This window comes from Segatella copri, assembly GCF_019249795.2.
Taxonomy (GTDB): Bacteria; Bacteroidota; Bacteroidia; order Bacteroidales; family Bacteroidaceae; genus Prevotella; species Prevotella copri_B.
In genome coordinates this window covers 884,371-901,646 of sequence record NZ_CP156891.1, presented here as the reverse complement: position 1 = coordinate 901,646, position 17,276 = coordinate 884,371, and the positions used below count along the sequence as shown (strand labels likewise).

Here is a 17,276-nt window from a genome sequence, read left to right as displayed (position 1 = left end):
TCTGATAAGAAAATAAGAAAGGAACAGAAATCTTGCTTCTGATTTAGAAAAAGATTGTTAAAGCTCAAGTTAAAAATAATACGTGCAGCCGATGGTGGCAGCGCGATTGCCGAAGTGCTGACTCGCCATATCGTGGAAGCGGCCCTCGAGCGTCCAGTGCTTGCCCAGATTCTTGTATACCCCTACCTCGGCATAGAGATTAGCCGGGGTGTAGGGATCGCTGCGGCGACGGGTACACCAGATGAGGTTGCCCGTAAAGCGCCAGCCATCGGACATTGTGAGCTGCGGTGCCAACTTGAACACGGCAAAATGATTATACTCCGCATTGCGCTGCTGAGCCTCCTCTGAAGGGGTTTCGCTGCGCTGCCAGAAGTAGTTGACTCCGGCTGTGAGGCGAAGGATGCCCTTGTGCCAGAAGGCGGTGGAGCCGATGCCGAGCGTATTGTCGTGGATGGCACTGAACAGGTGCTGGTGGATGTTCTTCACCGAGGTGCTGAGCACGAAGGCTGGGCGGCTGTAGGTATGCTTGAGCTCTACCACATTCGCCATGCTGTTGCCGATATCGGCGGTATAAACCGGCTGCCAGGAGCCCTCCATATCGCCCGCGGTTACGAAATCGCCAAACTCGGGATTGAAGATGCGGCGGCAGTAGGTAGCCTGCAGGGTATGACCCGGCGTGAAGCGGTAATAGGCGCTCGCCGAGTAGATATGGTTGCGCGTGGTATGCTTCCAGTGCTCTTCCGGCGCAATCTGCTTAGGACGGAAGTTGATGATGCGGAAACGGTCGCCTGCCATGAATCCCCACTTGCCGATGTTGTAATCCAGCTGGGCGTAGAAATCCTGATAGTTGGAATGGTTGGTGTAACCGGCGACGCAGTTCTTCTCGATGGAGAGTCCGCCCTCGAAACCTGCCGTAATCCAGAGATCAGGGGTGATGACCGGAGTGGCGTATTCTATCACCATGAAGGGGTAGGTGGAGTGGTTCTGGTAGGGCGCAGTATGGGTTTCTTCCAGCGTGCGTCCGTTGTCGCTGATATGCTCGGCACCGAGGGTAAAGAGGATGCTGGAGCCGTTGTCGGCGAGCGTGCGGGTATAGTCGGCCTGCAGATGATAGGCACGCACGTAATCGGCCGGGGTGTGGGTGAAATGGTTGCGGGTATAGGTCTGCATCGCATCTATTTCGAGCACATCCTTCGCGGTAGGCGTCCAGAGCAGATTGAGCTTGGCGCCCTCGTGGGAGTAGTGGTTCACGGTGGTGCCTGAGATGCCCTGGTAGGCGTCCTTATCGCTGCTGGAGGTGCGCTGGAAGTTGCCTTCTACATGACTGAGCACGCGGAGTTTATCCTGCTGGCTGATGACGCTGACGATGCCTTTTGCGCCGCCGTAGGTATCACCGAAGAGTCCCCATCTGCCGGTGGTTCCGTTCTCCTTCTTGCGCAGTGTGATGTCGATGACTTTCTTCAGACTGCTGCATCCCTTCATCACTTCGGCGTTCTGGCACACCTTGATGGTTTCTATCTCCCGAGCCTTGAAATGGTGGAGGAAGGTGGCGTAATCGAGTCCGTATTCCTGGTTGTCGATACGGATGACGAACTTGCCGTAGAGGTTGGCGAATGGATCTCCGCCGATGATGTTGTTGCCGTCGAGTGAGATGACTTCCGGGCACATCATGAGCACATCGAGGAGTGATTCTTCGCCTGTGAGTTCCATTTCTGGAATATGCATGATGTATCTGTCGCCGATATGTTCTATCGGAGCGGCCTGTGTCTGGTAAGTAGTGCTGGCCATCGCGAGTGCGATGATGAGCAGGCTTTTCTTCGTACTGTTGTTTATCTTCATTTTTTTTCTAATTTATATTATTGGTAAAAAGGATTTCTTCGTGCCAAATTTATTTGCAAAGATAAGCAAAAAACGGGTAATAACGAAAAAATGGAGATTTTTTTATCGTTCAATGCGTAAAAAAGATGTCATTGCAGTAAGATACGCAAGTACGCCAGGCATTTCACCCTTCCTGCATTACGAAAAGAGGAGGGTGATGAGCGGGATGGTAATGATGCTGTCAACCGTGGTGATGAACGTCATCTCGGTGATGAGCGAAGGATTGCGGCCGTATTTCAGACAGAACATCGTGCCGAAACTCGCTACGGGCATCGCAATGACAACCGTATTGATGTCGTTGACCTGATCGCTTACACCACATACCTTGAACAGGAAATAAATGCTCAGAGGTACTACCACAAGACGCAAGAACGAGGAGAGGTATACCTTAGGACTGCCGATAATCTCCTTCACCGGCAACTTAGCCATCGAGGAACCGATAATCATCAGGGCTGCCGGAACCGTTATGTTGCCCACCATCGTTACCGGACGCGCAATGATATCGGGCGTATGAACCCCGAAGGCTACCAGGAGGGCGGCAACAAAGGCACCAAGAAGAGCCGGAGAAAACAGCACCTTAGGATTGAACTGCTTGACGCTGTATTCGCCCTTGATGAGCATGACACCTGCCGTAAAAATAAAAAAGGTGTTCGGCATGTTGAGCAGCGCGGCATAAAAAATGGCCTTCGGACCGAATATGCTTGAAACAATAGGGTAGCCAATGAAACCTACGTTGGCAAACATCAGCGCAAAACCTATCATGCCCTGGTCATCATGATTGCGAGTGATGAGACGCGGCACCCAGAAACCGAATACCAGCAAAAGGATGTAGGTAAGGAAACCTACGCCCAGGAGGGGAAGGATGAGCGTGCGGTCGGGCAGCTCATCGCCCATTACTGACGAGAGCACCAGCAGGGGACAGGTGATATCTACCACCATGCTGGATAGCTTCTTGTCAAACTTGTCGCCCATATATCCCAACTTGCAGGCGACGTAACCTAAAATCACGATGATGAAAAGTATCACCATCACTTCCAAATTCTCCATTTATCCTGAAAATCTATACCTTATATATATATGTATGCCGGAATCCCGATATTCTCTCGGAATTTCCGGCAAAAATGGGTTAATCGATAAATCGCCTGGTAATATCTCCGTAGTTCTCGATGCGGCGGTCGCGGAGGAATGGCCACCAGCGGCGCACATTCTCGCTGTGCTTCAGGTCGATATCTACCACCAGGCTCTCTTCTTCCTGATCGCTGGCACGGTAGTAGAGCTCGCCCTGAGAACCGGCTACGAAACTGCTGCCCCAGAACTGGATGCCCTCGGTCTGACCGCTAGGATCAGGCTCGAAACCTACGCGGTTTACGGCAATGACCGGCAATCCGTTGGCTACGGCATGGCCCCGCATCACGGTAGTCCACGCCTCGCGCTGGCGCTGCTGCTCTTCCTCGGTATCATAGGTAGCGTAGCCGATGGCGGTAGGATAGATGAGTATTTCGGCTCCCTGCAGCGCCATCAGACGGGCTGCTTCGGGATACCACTGGTCCCAGCAAACCAGCACGCCGAGCTTGCCTACAGAGGTCTGGATAGGGTGGAAACCGAGGTCGCCCGGAGTGAAATAGAACTTCTCGTAGTAGGCAGGATCGTCGGGAATGTGCATCTTGCGGTATTTTCCGGCTATGCTTCCATCCTTCTCCATCACTACCGCCGTATTGTGGTAGAGGCCCGGAGCGCGGCGCTCGAAGAGGGAGGTGACGATGACAACGCCGAGATCCTTGGCAAGCTTGCCGTAGAAATCGGTCGAAGGGCCCGGAATAGGCTCTGCCAGGTCGAAGAGGTCAACATCCTCTACCTGACAGAAATAGAGGGAGTTATGAAGTTCCTGAAGCACGATGAGCTCTGCGCCGCGATGGGCGAGGTCGATGATGCCTTCTGCCAGGCGCTGCTTGTTGTTGGCGATATCTGCCGTATTATGAAGTTGTAATAAACCGACGTTCATTTTTTACTTTTAATGTTAAATGTTTAATGTTAAATGTGGAATGTTGAGTCTCTGAGGGCTCCCTCGGGCAACTGCATGGTGATGCAGTGGATGCTGCCATGCTGGCGGATGATGATCTGCGAATCTACGCCGATGATTTCGCGGTCGGGGAAGGCGAGCTGAATCTGCTTGCGTGCCTCCTCGTCCTTTTCCGGCTGATTGTAGGTGGGATAAATCACCGCCTTGTTCAGTATCAGGAAGTTGGCATAGGTGGCAGGCAGGCGGTCGCCCTCGCTCTCAGGGTTGGTGGTGAGGCAGTCGCCCTCATCATAGATAGGGTCGGGCATCGGCAGTTTGAGCAAGCGGTAAGGGTATCCCTCCCAGGTGAAGAGGTCCTTGAGCTGCTTCTCCAACGCCTGGAAGTCTTCATACTGCTCATCTTCCGGATTATCGCAGCCTACATATAATAAGGTGTCGTGTGGAGCTACTCTCACGATGGTGTCGATATGGCCGTCGGTATCATCGCCTATCAGATTGCCGTGATCCAGCCAGACGACTCTCTTGAGCTGGAAGAAAGTCTGCAGCAGATGGTCGATGCTGTCGTGGTCGAGCGGCTGGTTGCGGTGAGGCGCCAGCAGGCACTGTGAAGTGGTGAAGAGTGTACCCTTTCCGTCACTCTCGATGCTGCCTCCTTCGAGCACGAAGCCCTGGTGGTTCTCTATATCGGCATTGAAGGCTGCCTGATAGTATAGTTGCAGGGTGATGGCATTATCCTTCTCCCATCTGAACTTTTCGCCCCAGCCGTTGAACTTGAAGTCGAGTATGCGGTAAGGCACCATCCAGGTGTTCTGCTTTCTGCGCAGCACCATCGTGAGGGGTCCGTGGTCGCGCACCCAGGTATCATTGCTTTCTACCTCGTAGAGCAGCACGCGGCTCATCTGTTCGGCAGAGAGCTTTTTCTTGAGCTGGTATCGGGTGGCGGGCACATCGGGTGTAGCCACAAGCAGCTGCTCGTAGCGCGTGATGATATCTGCCAGTTCGAGATAAGTATCTGTAATTTCAGGCAGATACGGCTTCCAGTCGGTGCCGGCATGTGGCCAGGTGAGCATGATGGCGCTCTGTGGCTCCCATTCGGCAGGGAGTGCGAAATCGCAGGGTAATGTAGATTGATGCATAAGCTATACTATTTTTATGATACGATGTTCTAAACCAATTTATTATACTCTGTTCTTCATCGGGAACCTTTCCTTGGGGACGGGCTCCGTTCTGCTTTTATGAAGTATGCTTGCAAAATTAATAAAAAATCTACAACTATCGGCTGTTTTTGTGAAATATTTTGCGCAAAAGCGAAACTTTGTATTAAAAAAGTTTAAACGGAGGGCTGTATGGAGATAAAATCGGGGAAAAATGAGTAACTTTGCAGTCTAAAAATAAAATATTGAATAGGAGCGTGAAAATAAAACAGGTAGTTGATGCCCTTGAACATTACGCGCCTCTGCCCTTGCAGGAAGGATATGATAATGCCGGTCTGCAAGTTGGATTGACAGAGGCGGTAGAAATGTCAGGGGCATTGTTGTGTCTTGACGTTACTGAAGCCGTGGTAGACGAGGCCATCCGGAAGGGATGTAACCTCATCGTGAGCCATCATCCGCTGATATTCCGCAAACTGGCGAGAATCTCGGACGAGAACTACGTGCAGTGTACCGTGCGCAAGGCGATTAAGAATGATATTACCATCGTGGCGATGCATACCAACATGGATGCGGCTGCGGGCGGCGTGAACTTCAAGATTGCCGAGAAACTGGGGCTGCGAAACGTGCAGTTCTTTGCTGGCGAGAAGGAAGTGGACGGCGTGAAGGGCGGCGAGGGCGTCATCGGAGAGGTGGCTGAGGACCTGGCAGCCGACGACTTGGTGCTGATGCTCAAGGAGCGGTTTGGCGTGGAGTGCGTGCAGTGCAACCAGTTGCTTCGACGTCCTATCAGGAAGGTGGCACTCTGCGGTGGAGCAGGTGCTTTCTTGCTCGACGCAGCCATCAAGGCAGGTGCCGATGCCTTCATCACGGGCGAGATGAGCTATCACGAGTATTTCGGCCACGAACAGGAGATTCAGATCTGCGTCATCGGCCACTATCAGAGTGAGCAGTTTACGGGCGAAATCTTCCGCAGCATCATCCAGGAGAATTTCCCTGATGCCAAATGCTGCATCTCGGAGATAAATACGAATCCGATATTGTATTTATAACTTCAGTTTATAAGATGGCTGGAAGGGCGCAAGCCCAATTTAACATTTAACATTAAACATTTAATATTTAAATAAGGAATTATGGCAAAGAAAGATCCTACAGATTTGACAGTGGAAGAGAAGTTGAAGGCTCTCTATCAGCTTCAGACCACCTTGTCTGCAATTGATGAAAAGCGTGCGTTGAGAGGTGAGTTGCCTCTCGAAGTTCAGGATTTGGAAGACGATATTGCTGGTCTTACCACCCGTATCGAGAAAATCCAGACCGATATTGAGCAGTTTGACCGCGCCATCGATCAGAAGCAGCACGAGATTGAGGAGGCTCAGGCTAGCGTGGAGCGTTATAAGAAGCAGCTCGAAATGGTTAGCAACAACCGCGAGTATGATACTTTGAGCAAGGAAATCGAGTTCCAGGAGCTGGAAATCGAACTTTGCAGCAAGAAAATCCGCGAGGCGCAGCAGACGATCAACGAGCGCCTGTACGACCTTCACAAGGCTGAGGACCAGAAGGCAGACCGCGAGAAGGGCTTGGTAATGAAGCGTTCTGAGCTCGAGTCAATCATGGCTGAAACCCGTGAGGAAGAGGAGAATTTGAAGGAGAAGGCATTCGAGCTCGAGAAGAAGATTGAACCACGTTTGCTCCAGAGCTTCAAGCGCATCCGTAATGGTGCCCGCAACGGTTTGGGTATCGTTTACGTGCAGCGTGATGCATGTGGCGGTTGCTTCAACAAGATTCCACCTCAGCGCCAGCTCGACATCAAGATGCACAAGAAGATTATCCCTTGTGAGTATTGCGGCCGTATCCTCATCGACCCGGAATTGGCTGGTGTTAAGATTGAGGCTCCTAAGACAGAGGAGAAGCCAAAGCGCAAGCGCGCTATCCGCAGAAGAAAGACTGAGGATGAGGATTAATCTTACTCCTCTCTCCGCTCTTTTCGGATGATAATCTTCTGATAAAGATACGATAAGATACAATGAAGGCTCGCCAAAATTGCTTGGCGAGCCTTTATTTTTTTCGTTTTCAGGCAGCTAGGACAATCTGTCTTAACTCCTTTAATCCTAATCTGGAACTTTTAATCCTAATCTGGAACCTAGAGTCCTCTAGCCTTGTAAATGCGGTCTTTGGCGTCGTTGATTTCCTGGAATTTCTTCTCGGCTGCACGGCGCACATCTTCGCCCAGTGCTGCTACCTTGTCAGGATGATGCTTGAGCGCCATCTTGCGGTAAGCGGCCTTCACCTCATCGTTTGAGGCGTCAGGACTGATGCCCAGAACACGGTAGGCATTATCCAGACTGCCTGTTGAAGAAGCCCCGCTCTCCAGGTTCAGCATCTGGTCTACATCCTCGGCAGAAAGCCCCATGTGGATGGCCATCTCCTTGAGCGCCTGAATCTCCTGAGGATTCACAATTCCATCGGCCTGGGCAATCATGACGAGGAAATTGAGCAACTGCAGGCGCTGCTCATACATCATGTTGGCACGTATCTGATGACAGCTGTCCTGTATCACCGAACGGTACTGCTGCATGCCCATCTGCTTCTGCTGTTCGAAGAGTTTGAGGAGAATTTCCTCGCCCTGCTGACTGGCTGCCTCGCCGAAATTCTGACGCAGGAAGCGGCGCACCATCTCCATCTCGGAATGCATGATTTTGCCATCTGCATTGATGATGTAGGAACTGAGCACCAGCAGCGAGAACATGAAGGAGTTTCGCTCTCCCTCATAGCTCTGCTGGCGGCTGTAGCCCTGGTTGCCGAAACCCTGGCGGCCGTTGTGCTGCTGGCCGCTGTAGGCATCGTAGGCGTTGTTGTAATGGTGGTCGCCGTCGCGGTTTACCGCATCCAGTCCGTGCTCAAAGAGGGAACCGAGGGCATAGCCTGCCAGGGCTCCCAGCGGACCGGCTGTGATGAAACCGAGCACACCACCTATCCATTTACCTGCTGCCATCTTTTAGTTGTTGAAATAGTAGAGGAAAGAAGCGATGCCTGAGAGGGCTGGCTTGCGCTGACCTTCTATTTCGATGTCAAACTTGATGCTGGTCTTGCAGATGCCACGGATGTTCTGGATGTCGTGGAGAGTGGCTACCAGGCGCACGCGTGAACCGGTGATGACTGGCTGACCGAACTTCATCTTGTCCATGCCGTAGTTTACGAGCATCTTGAGGTTGTTTACCTCGATAATCTGCTGCCAGAGGTATGGGAGTACTGAGAGGGTGAGGTAACCGTGAGCGATGGTGCTGTGGTAAGGGCTCTCTACCTTGGCACGCTCTACGTCTACGTGGATCCACTGTGGGTCGAGTGTAGCGTCTGCGAACTTGTTGATACGGTCCTGGTCAATCTGCAACCAGTCTGATTCTCCTAACTTCTCACCGAGGTGAGATGCAAATTCCTCGTAGGAATTGATTACTAATTTTGCCATTTCTTATTTTTCTCTTTATTATAAATATTATTGTTTTCCTATTTTCCGTCTTCAGCTTCCAGCTTCCAACTATTAACTTTTAACTATAAACTTTTAACTCAATTCAGTCTCTTCTGAAAATATCGCGGGTGTAAACCTTTTCTGCCACATCATCCAGACACTTGTCATACCGGTTGGCGATGATGGCCTGGCTCTGCTGCTTGAAGGCATCCAGGTTGTTTACGATGCGGCTTCCGAAGAAGGTGGTTCCGTCTTTCAGCGTAGGCTCGTAGATGATAACCTGCGCGCCCTTTGCCTTGATGCGCTTCATTACGCCCTGTATGCTGCTCTGGCGGAAGTTGTCGCTGTTGCTCTTCATCGTGAGCCGGTATACGCCTATGGTGCAAGGCTTCTCTTCCTCCTCGCTGAAGTTGTTCTGGTTGGCATAATCGTAGTAGCCAGCCATGTTCAGCACGCGGTCGGCGATGAAATCCTTGCGGGTGCGGTTGCTCTCCACAATCGCCTGAATCAGGTTCTCAGGCACATCGGCATAGTTGGCGAGCAGCTGCTTGGTATCTTTCGGCAGACAGTAGCCGCCGTATCCGAAGGAAGGGTTGTTGTAGAAGGTGCCGATGCGAGGGTCCAAACCCACTCCGTCGATAATTGCCTTAGAGTCGAGGCCCTTCATTTCGGCGTAGGTATCCAGCTCGTTGAAGTAGCTCACGCGCAGGGCGAGGTAGGTGTTGGCGAAGAGTTTCACCGCCTCTGCCTCGGTAAGTCCCATGAACAGGGTTTCTATGTCTTGCTTGATGGCTCCCTCTTTCAGCAGTTCTGCAAAGGTGCGGGCTGCCTGGTCCAGTCGCTCGTCACCATTCGGTCTGCCTACGATGATGCGGCTCGGGTAGAGGTTGTCGTAGAGTGCCTTGCTCTCGCGCAGGAATTCAGGAGCGAAGATGATGTTCTTGCTGCCCGTCTTCTGGCGGATGCTTTCGGTGTAGCCTACCGGAATGGTGCTCTTGATGACCATGATGGCATCGGGATTCACCTGCATCACCAGACGGATGACTTCTTCTACGTGCGAGGTGTCGAAGTAGTTTTTCACCGGATCATAGTTGGTTGGTGTGGCAATCACTACGAAGTCGGCATCCTTATAGGCTTCTTCTCCATCGGTTGTGGCTTTGAGGTTGAGTTCCTTTTCAGCCAGATATTTCTCTATGTATTCGTCCTGGATAGGCGAGCGGCGCGAGTTGATGAGCTCCACCTTTTCGGGTACCACGTCTACTGCCACCACCTCATGATGCTGGCTCAGCAGGGTAGCGATGCTCAGGCCTACATATCCTGTTCCGGCTACGGCGATTTTTATCTTTTTATTCTCCATTTCTTTCTGTTCTTTTAGGCAGTCTATACCTTAATATATATATTAGATGCAAAGATAGTATAAAAGGAGGAGACTACAAAATGAAAATGTTTTTTTTATTAAAAAATAACGCGAGAAGGGGGATGGGAGGAAAAGGAGTGCTCAAAAAGGGAGAGGAAAAGGGGCAGAAAAAGGCCTCCAAAATTCGCGAATTCTAAAACGGATGGCCGGTTGGGCGGAAATTCGCAAATTTTGAAGGCTGGGGAAGCTCTGTTTAAAAACTTCCGGATTATCCTCCGACGCTCTCATAATGTCAATAAATCGGAATAATCGGGAATGGTCTCAAAAAATACATATTTTTTACTTTCATAATCCATCTTGCAGATGTAATGCTCCAGCCCGTTGCTCACCACCAGAAAGTCGACATGGAGCAGAAGATTGTAAACCGAAATCTGGTCGAATACTTTCTGTGTGATGGGGATGTGAGGGGCTTTGTACTCGATGATCATGCGGGGCTGCAATTCACGGGAGTAGAGCACACTGTCGGCGCGCAGCACCTTGTCGCCACATTTCAGCTGGATTTCGTTGGCGAGCAACGAGGCAGGATACCCCTTGTGCTCGATGAGAAAATGAACGAAATGCTGGCGCACCCACTCTTCGGGAGTGAGCGTGATGAACTTCCGGCGCAGCACATCCAGTATCTGGGGATGCTGTTTTGAGCCCGAAACCTTGATGTCGAAAGATGGCAAATTTAAGCGAATCATTTTTCTGTACCTTATTATATATAGGGTTATATTTCTTTCTTTTCTGTTTTCGATATGGTTTCTTTTCTTCTTTTAACCATACCTCATTTTCAAAAACTACCTCTTTTATATAGGAAGTTCAATTTATTTTTTGTAACTTTGCAGTCGAAGTGCAGCTGAAAACTGCACCTCAGAAAACTGCGAACTTGGAGGCGGAGCAAATGCTTGTCCGCGCCCCCGGAGTTTGCTGGGTGCAAAGTTACAAAAAATAATCCAATGGTAGAAAAGAAAAGTGCAATAAGTTACGAGTCAATCATGAAAGATTTGAAGGCTCGGAAGTATTCTCCCGTCTATGTTCTGATGGGTGAGGAACCTTTTTATATAGATAAGATCTGCGACTACATTTCAGAAAATGTGCTCCAGCCCGAGGAGCGTGACTTCAATCAGACGGTGGTTTTCGGAGCTGATGTTACGGGTGCGCAAGTGGCAGATTTGTGTAAGGGCTACCCGATGATGGCGGAGTATAGAGTAGTGGTTGTGAAAGAGGCTCAGAATTTGCGGAATTTGGAAGCGCTCGAGAAGTACCTCGAAAATCCGGTAAAAACAACCATCCTTGTTTTCTGTCATAAAAACGGCAAGCTCGACAGTCGTAAAAAGTTTTCTGCCCTCGCTGCCAAGGCGGGTGTGGTTTTTGAAAGCAAGAAGCTTTACGACCGAAATCTGCCGGGCTTCATCGAGACTTATCTCAAGACCCGTAAGGCAACCATTGAACCCAAGGCTACCCAGATGGTGGCAGATCATGTGGGAGCAGATTTGCACCGACTCACTTCCGAGCTCGACAAACTGCTCATTTCTCTTCCAGAGAACGACCGGCGTGTTACTCCGGAGATTGTGGAGCGAGAAATAGGGGTGAGCAAAGACTTCAATGCCTTCGAGCTGAGAAGTGCCATCATCAGCCGCGATGTGTTCAAGGCAAATCAGATAATAAATTATTTTGACAGCAATCCGAAGAGTGGTTCTCTCTTCACGCTTCTCCCGATGCTCTTTACTTATTTCCAAAACCTGATGATTGCTTATTATGCACCCAACAGGCAGAACGAAAATGAGCTCGCAAAATTCCTGGATTTGCGCGGAGCTTGGGCGGCGCGCGAATATATTACAGGAATGAGGAACTATACGGGCGTGAAAGTGATGGCGATTATTGAGAAGTTTAAGGAGGTGGATGCGAAGATAAAGGGACTGGATAATCCATCCACTCCGGTGGGTGAACTGATGAAAGAACTCATCTTTTTTATCCTTCACTGATGCTGAAGAGCGAGGTGGGGGAGAGTAGGCGAGCTCCTGCTGAGAGTTTTCTCTCGGCAGGAGCTCGTTTTCGTTTTCTGCCTTCTTTGCCGCCTGTTTCCAGAAAGCAGCCAACTAGCGTTTAGCATTATAAATTTGCCCCAAATAGGGGATTTTCAGCTCTTTTTGGAGCATTTATCTGGGCTCATTTTGGGCGATTTTTTGGCAAAAATGGGGGATTTAAGCGATTTTTCGAGCTAGATGCCCATTTTTCGTTTTCGCCTGAAAATAGACTTAACTTTATTGGTTATCAGTAACTTACATAAATTAACCCTCTTCATTACTCGCGAATTTGCCCGTTTCCTTGCCGATGGGCTGGAATACGCTAGAAATGGAAAAATTTGCCATTTCCTGTAGTCTGAAATTGGTCGTTTGCATTTATTAAGGTTTACGATTCCTAAGTTTAGGTTTTTAAATTTATAAATCAAAACGTGCGGTTTTGATTTATAAACATAAATACAAGGAAACTAAATGCACGAATTTATGTTTTATATTTACAAAAATAAAGATAAAACAAGGTATTTATGATTGTGAATGAATAAATATTCATGTCGTATTATGAATTTGTAAGTAATGGAAACTCAGTTGGTTATGTATTTTAGTTGTTTTATAAACCATAGTTTTTTACATAGGTGTGGTGGAAATATTGCATAAATCGCTCTATATGCCATTATTTAGGAGGTTTATAGTATGAATAACCAGTGATTTAGCCTAAATCTATAAAGAAAAAGTTAGTCATATATTTTGATTGATAGGTTTATATTTATAAAACTAAACATAAAAACCGAACACTGGAGTGAGTAGAATTCAAATTTACAAACAGAAACCTAAAGTTTAAAAATCTAAATTTATTCAGAAATGTTTGGTTATTCTAAATTTTTGCTTTATCTTTGTAAAATCAACCGAAAAAGGGTCCAAAAGTGGCTTGTTCGGAAATAAAACATCGTATCAGTAGAAAAATGAACACTAAAAATTTTAGAGCATGAAAGATAGAATCAGACAGCTGATGGAGGACCAGCACCTCACTCAGCAAAACTTCGCTCAGATGATCGGAATCTCGACCGCTACGCTGAGCAATATTTTCAACGGGAAGACCAATCCATCGCTCAGCATTGTGGATGGCATCCATAAGAGTTTTCCACAGGTAAACGTTTATTGGGTACTCTACGGTACTCCTCCTATGTATCAGAACCAGGCTTCCCAGGGTGGCAGTGAAGAGGGTGCTGCTGATATGCATCAAGGCATTACGGATGGGGCAGCCGGTGGTGCTGAGGGGATGAAGCAGGGCAGTCAGCCTTCTGGAGCCGCCTCTGCCGAGCCTATGCTCGATTTTGGAGCCGAAGGAGCCACAGCCTCCCCTACTTCTCCCTCGCTCTTTGACCAGCCTCAAATGCATGGTGTAAATCGTACACCTAAAAATATAGCCCAAGCGGCGGTAAAATTTGTAGACAAACCGCAAAGAAAGATTACCGAAATCCGTATTTTCTACGATGATCAGACCTGGGAAACCTTCGTTCCTAAGAAATAAAGTAGGGATTGGGGAACCCTAAAACAAACACATAGGAGCGGCGATAAAGAAAAAATATCTCTTTTCTTTTCGTAGATTCGGATTTTTGATGTACCTTTGCATCGTAGAAAACGTAGGTGGTCGTAACCGGAAGCTACGCGTACCTATTATGATATACGTATATTATATAATAAGCATATTAAAAATTAGCAATAAGATGAAAAAATATGTTCTCGACCTCAAGGTGGTTTCTGTAGAGGCGCTTAGCGATAAGCACGTTTTGATTAAGCTTACCGATGAGAAACCTTTGCCTGAAATCTTGCCTGGCCAATTCGTAGAAGTAAGAGTAGACCATTCGCCTACTACCATGCTTCGCCGTCCTATTTCCATCAATTTCGTGGATCGTGAAAATAATCAGCTCTGGTTGCTCGTTGCAATGGTGGGCGACGGTACTCGTCAGCTCGGACAGCTCAAGGAGGGCGATGTGCTCAACTGTATGCTGCCTCTCGGCAACGGCTTCACCATGCCTACCGGGAAGAGCCAAAAATATCTGCTCGTAGGTGGTGGCGTAGGTGTGGCTCCGCTCCTCTATTTCGGAAAACTCATCAAGGATTTCGGGGCTGAAGTTACCTTCCTGCTGGGTGCACGCAAGGCTACAGATCTGCTCGAACTGGATGAGTTTGCCAAGATCGGAAAGGTATGCATCACTACTGAGGATGGCTCGGCTGGCGAGGTAGGTTTCGTTACCAACCACTCTGTTCTGGAGAACGAGAAGTTTGATATGATTTCTACCTGCGGACCTAAGCCGATGATGGTGAGCGTGGCTCGCTTTGCCAAGAAGGCTGGTGTGGAGTGTGAGGTTTCTCTTGAGAACAAGATGGCGTGCGGTGTGGGCGCCTGCCTCTGCTGCGTAGAGAAAACTACCGAGGGTAACCAGTGCGTCTGCAAGGATGGACCTGTCATCAACATCAAGAAACTTACTTGGGAAATTTAAGTGAAGAGTGAAGAACGAAGAGTGAAGAATTCGTTGGAAACGAAGAACGAAGAGTGAAGAACGAAGAATTCTTTTGCCTTTGTTTGTAAAAACATTTTTAAGTAAAACAGAAGATTATGGCTGATTTAAGTGTAAAGATAAAGGATTTGGAGTTGAAGAACCCTGTGATGACTGCATCGGGTACTTTCGGCTACGGATTGGAATTTGCCGATTTCGTTCCTCTGGAGGAGATTGGCGGTATTATCGTGAAGGGCACTACCCTGGAACCGCGCGAGGGAAACGACTATCCGCGTATGGCTGAAACGCCTCAGGGCATGCTCAACTGCGTAGGTTTGCAGAACAAGGGTGTGGAGTATTTCTGCTCTCACATTTATCCTCAGATCAAGGACATTGATACCAATATGATTGTCAACGTGAGCGGACATTCGCCTGAGAGTTATGCCGAGTGTGCGGCGCGCATCAACGAGCTGGATAAAATTCCGGCTATAGAACTGAACATCTCCTGTCCTAACGTGAAGGATGGCGGCATGGCCTTCGGTGTAACCTGCGAGGGTGCAGCCAGCGTGGTGAAGGCGGTGAGAAAGGTTTATAAGAAGACCCTCATCGTGAAACTTTCGCCTAATGTTACCAGCATTGCCGATATCGCTCGTGCCGTGGAGGCTGAGGGTGCCGATTCTGTTTCGCTCATCAACACGCTGATGGGTATGGCGGTGGACATTGAGAAGCGCCAGCCTCTCTTGAGCATCCGTACGGGTGGTTTGAGCGGTCCTTGCGTTAAGCCTGTTGCCTTGCGCATGGTTTGGGATGTGGCTCATGCCGTAAATATTCCGGTTGTTGGTCTGGGCGGCATTTCTTCTGCCAAGGATGCCATTGAGTTCCTGATGTGCGGTGCTACGGCCATTGAGATTGGTACAGCCAACTTCATTGATCCTGCGGTTACGAAGAAGGTGAAGGATGGAATCAACGAGTGGCTTGATGCTCACGGATGCAAGAGTGTGACTGAGATTATCGGGGCCATCAAGTAAATGACACCTTATTATAATAAGGAGTGGCTCATACCTTGACACCCTGTTTTAGAGTGTCAAGTGGGTTAACTCCTTGATATACAACAGAATACTTTTCGAAAAATATAAGGTTATGGATTTAAATCAGATAAACCCTGTTCTGTTGCTTGCTACGCTGACGCAGCAGATTGTAGAGCAGGAGAAAGAATTGGCAGAACAGAAGGATTCTGCGGAACACTCGTCTGTAAAAGCCTCTCTGAGCGCGAATCTCCTGAAGCGCGGCAATCTGTTGATGCAGATGGGCGACAAGGATGGTGCCGGAAAGGACATGAAGCGCTACCTGGAGCTGAACCCCGAGAAAGTAGGGGAGCTGACAGGAGAATTCAAGGCTGAAGGCAGAGAACATTGCAGATAAAGGAAGGGGCTTGCCTCACGGATTCCGGTGTTGCGTCTCTCCCTAGCGCCTAGCTTTTGAGTACATTTTTCTGCATTTTTCCGTATTCTGATGATAAAAATCGGGCGAAAATATGTTTTTTAGCATAAAATATAAGGAAAATGAAGAAAAATATATCAAATTGTTTGGCAATATCAAAGAAAAATGTTACTTTTGCAGTCGAGTTGAGATTTTAGCAAGTCGAGACTCGAAATCTGAGCACTCCCTGCTCCTTATATAATAAAGAGGTGTAGGAAAGAACTCGGGAAAATCTGAGCACAGATAAGTTCCTTATATAATAAAGGAGAAACGGGCTCGGAAAGAACAAAAGTGAGTAACATATAAAATGTAAAGACAATGAAGAAGTTTAACGCATTCTTTTTTAGCTATTACTTTTACTTTGCAAATAATTGTAAAGCGGGAAGTTGCGTGTAAATTTCAACTTAGGATATTAGATTCTTGAAATCATCGAAACGGTCCCGCTCTTATTGAGTAGGACCGTTTTTCGTAACATTAGACAAGATAAAAGAAACATGAAGAGAATAGCAATTCAAGGAGAGCTGGGATCTTTCCACGACATTACCGCCCACCAGTATTTCGAGGGCGAACAGATTGAAATCATCTGTTGTGCTACCTTCGAAGAGGTGTTCGAAAACATCAAGCGCGACCCTACAGTAGTAGGCATCTGCGCCATAGAAAACACCATTGCGGGCAGCCTGCTCCACAATTACGAACTGCTCCGGCAGAGCGGAACCACCATGGTAGGTGAACACAAGCTCCATATAGAGCACAGCATCTGCTGTCTGCCAGAAGACGACTGGAGCACCCTGCAGGAGGTTCACTCCCATCCGGTAGCCCTCATGCAGTGCGGCAAGTTCCTAGCCAACCATCCCGATCTCAAGGCGGTGGAGGCAGAAGATACCGCAGGCTCGGCAGCCTACATCGCCCAGCACAAGGTGAGGGGATGGGCAGCCATCTGCTCTTCTTACGCTGCCCACATGCACGGCATGAAGGTGCTGCAGGAAGACATCCACGACAATCCGCACAACTACACCCGGTTTCTCGTGGTCTGCAATCCCCAGAAGGCAGCCCTGCTCCGTCCCATCGAAAAGGCCAACAAGGCGAGCATCGTCTTCAGTCTGGCTCACGATAAGGGATCGCTCTCCAAGGTGCTCACCATCCTGAGTTTCTACGACATCAATCTCACCAAGATCCAGTCGCTGCCAAACATCGGACATGAGTGGGAATACCTTTTCTACGTAGACCTCACCTTCGACAACCTGACCCGATACCGCCAGAGCATCGACGCCATTACGCCGCTCGTGAAGAAAATAAAGGTGTTGGGAGAATATGAGGAGAAAGAATAGTTGATAGTTAACAGTTAATAGTTGAAAATAAGAATT

The 17,276-nt window shown here is 48.7% G+C and carries 16 protein-coding genes; 8 read left to right on the top strand and 8 right to left on the bottom strand.

The features are described 5' to 3' along the window. Nucleotides 1-69: 69 nt before the first annotated feature. The 4 genes from KUA48_RS04200 to KUA48_RS04185 all read right to left on the bottom strand — a co-directional run bounded on the left by KUA48_RS04200 (nucleotide 70) and on the right by KUA48_RS04185 (nucleotide 5,034). On the bottom strand, nucleotides 70-1,839 hold the full coding sequence (locus KUA48_RS04200; protein ID WP_218433060.1) for an outer membrane beta-barrel family protein: 1,770 nt from the start codon (nucleotides 1,837-1,839) through the stop codon (nucleotides 70-72). A gap of 177 nt (nucleotides 1,840-2,016) precedes the next feature. Next, nucleotides 2,017-2,925 (bottom strand): AEC family transporter, encoded by a 909-nt coding sequence (locus tag KUA48_RS04195; RefSeq protein WP_218433058.1) that lies wholly within the window; start codon nucleotides 2,923-2,925, stop codon nucleotides 2,017-2,019. Nucleotides 2,926-3,004: 79 nt separating this feature from the next. Then, nucleotides 3,005-3,880 (bottom strand): carbon-nitrogen hydrolase, encoded by an 876-nt coding sequence (locus KUA48_RS04190; RefSeq protein ID WP_215651579.1) that lies wholly within the window; start codon nucleotides 3,878-3,880, stop codon nucleotides 3,005-3,007. Nucleotides 3,881-3,909: 29 nt separating this feature from the next. Further along, a complete protein-coding gene (locus tag KUA48_RS04185; RefSeq protein WP_218433056.1) occupies nucleotides 3,910-5,034 on the bottom strand; it encodes an agmatine deiminase family protein in 1,125 nt (374 codons plus the stop codon). Between the two features lie 275 nt (nucleotides 5,035-5,309). Between KUA48_RS04185 and KUA48_RS04180 the strand changes: the two genes are divergently transcribed. After that, nucleotides 5,310-6,101 carry a Nif3-like dinuclear metal center hexameric protein gene (locus KUA48_RS04180; protein ID WP_218433055.1) on the top strand — a complete coding sequence of 264 codons (792 nt, stop codon included), beginning with the start codon at nucleotides 5,310-5,312 and terminating at the stop codon, nucleotides 6,099-6,101. Nucleotides 6,102-6,182: 81 nt separating this feature from the next. After that, nucleotides 6,183-7,010 carry a zinc ribbon domain-containing protein gene (locus tag KUA48_RS04175; protein WP_118152094.1) on the top strand — a complete coding sequence of 276 codons (828 nt, stop codon included), beginning with the start codon at nucleotides 6,183-6,185 and terminating at the stop codon, nucleotides 7,008-7,010. Between the two features lie 179 nt (nucleotides 7,011-7,189). Here the strand turns inward: KUA48_RS04175 and KUA48_RS04170 are convergent, their stop codons facing one another. From KUA48_RS04170 to KUA48_RS04155, 4 genes are all read right to left on the bottom strand, one after another. Further along, nucleotides 7,190-8,041: a TerB family tellurite resistance protein gene (locus KUA48_RS04170; RefSeq protein ID WP_118152096.1), complete on the bottom strand. Its 852-nt coding sequence runs from the start codon at nucleotides 8,039-8,041 to the stop codon at nucleotides 7,190-7,192. A gap of 3 nt (nucleotides 8,042-8,044) precedes the next feature. Then, a complete protein-coding gene (locus KUA48_RS04165; protein WP_006847353.1) occupies nucleotides 8,045-8,512 on the bottom strand; it encodes a MaoC family dehydratase in 468 nt (155 codons plus the stop codon). A 103-nt stretch (nucleotides 8,513-8,615) separates the two neighbouring features. Next, nucleotides 8,616-9,869 (bottom strand): nucleotide sugar dehydrogenase, encoded by a 1,254-nt coding sequence (locus KUA48_RS04160; RefSeq protein ID WP_256613588.1) that lies wholly within the window; start codon nucleotides 9,867-9,869, stop codon nucleotides 8,616-8,618. A gap of 284 nt (nucleotides 9,870-10,153) precedes the next feature. Beyond that, nucleotides 10,154-10,612, bottom strand: a complete 459-nt coding sequence (locus KUA48_RS04155; RefSeq protein WP_118254829.1) for a type I restriction enzyme HsdR N-terminal domain-containing protein — start codon at nucleotides 10,610-10,612, stop codon at nucleotides 10,154-10,156. Between the two features lie 255 nt (nucleotides 10,613-10,867). Between KUA48_RS04155 and holA the strand changes: the two genes are divergently transcribed. The 6 genes from holA to KUA48_RS04125 all read left to right on the top strand — a co-directional run bounded on the left by holA (nucleotide 10,868) and on the right by KUA48_RS04125 (nucleotide 17,240). Continuing rightward, entirely contained in the window at nucleotides 10,868-11,896 is a 1,029-nt protein-coding gene (gene holA, locus KUA48_RS04150; RefSeq protein ID WP_119238275.1) for a DNA polymerase III subunit delta, read from the top strand. A 1,021-nt stretch (nucleotides 11,897-12,917) separates the two neighbouring features. Next, nucleotides 12,918-13,463 carry a helix-turn-helix transcriptional regulator gene (locus tag KUA48_RS04145; RefSeq protein WP_153079635.1) on the top strand — a complete coding sequence of 182 codons (546 nt, stop codon included), beginning with the start codon at nucleotides 12,918-12,920 and terminating at the stop codon, nucleotides 13,461-13,463. 196 nt (nucleotides 13,464-13,659) lie between these two features. Beyond that, complete coding sequence (locus KUA48_RS04140) at nucleotides 13,660-14,436, top strand: dihydroorotate dehydrogenase electron transfer subunit (protein ID WP_006847362.1); 777 nt, start codon at nucleotides 13,660-13,662, stop codon at nucleotides 14,434-14,436. Nucleotides 14,437-14,552: 116 nt separating this feature from the next. After that, nucleotides 14,553-15,461, top strand: a complete 909-nt coding sequence (locus KUA48_RS04135) for a dihydroorotate dehydrogenase (protein WP_117692223.1) — start codon at nucleotides 14,553-14,555, stop codon at nucleotides 15,459-15,461. A gap of 112 nt (nucleotides 15,462-15,573) precedes the next feature. Next, the gene (locus tag KUA48_RS04130) at nucleotides 15,574-15,855 is read left to right on the top strand and encodes a hypothetical protein (protein ID WP_006847364.1); all 282 of its coding nucleotides are present in this window, start codon (nucleotides 15,574-15,576) and stop codon (nucleotides 15,853-15,855) included. Between the two features lie 551 nt (nucleotides 15,856-16,406). Next, nucleotides 16,407-17,240 (top strand): prephenate dehydratase, encoded by an 834-nt coding sequence (locus tag KUA48_RS04125; protein WP_218433053.1) that lies wholly within the window; start codon nucleotides 16,407-16,409, stop codon nucleotides 17,238-17,240. Nucleotides 17,241-17,276: the final 36 nt, after the last annotated feature.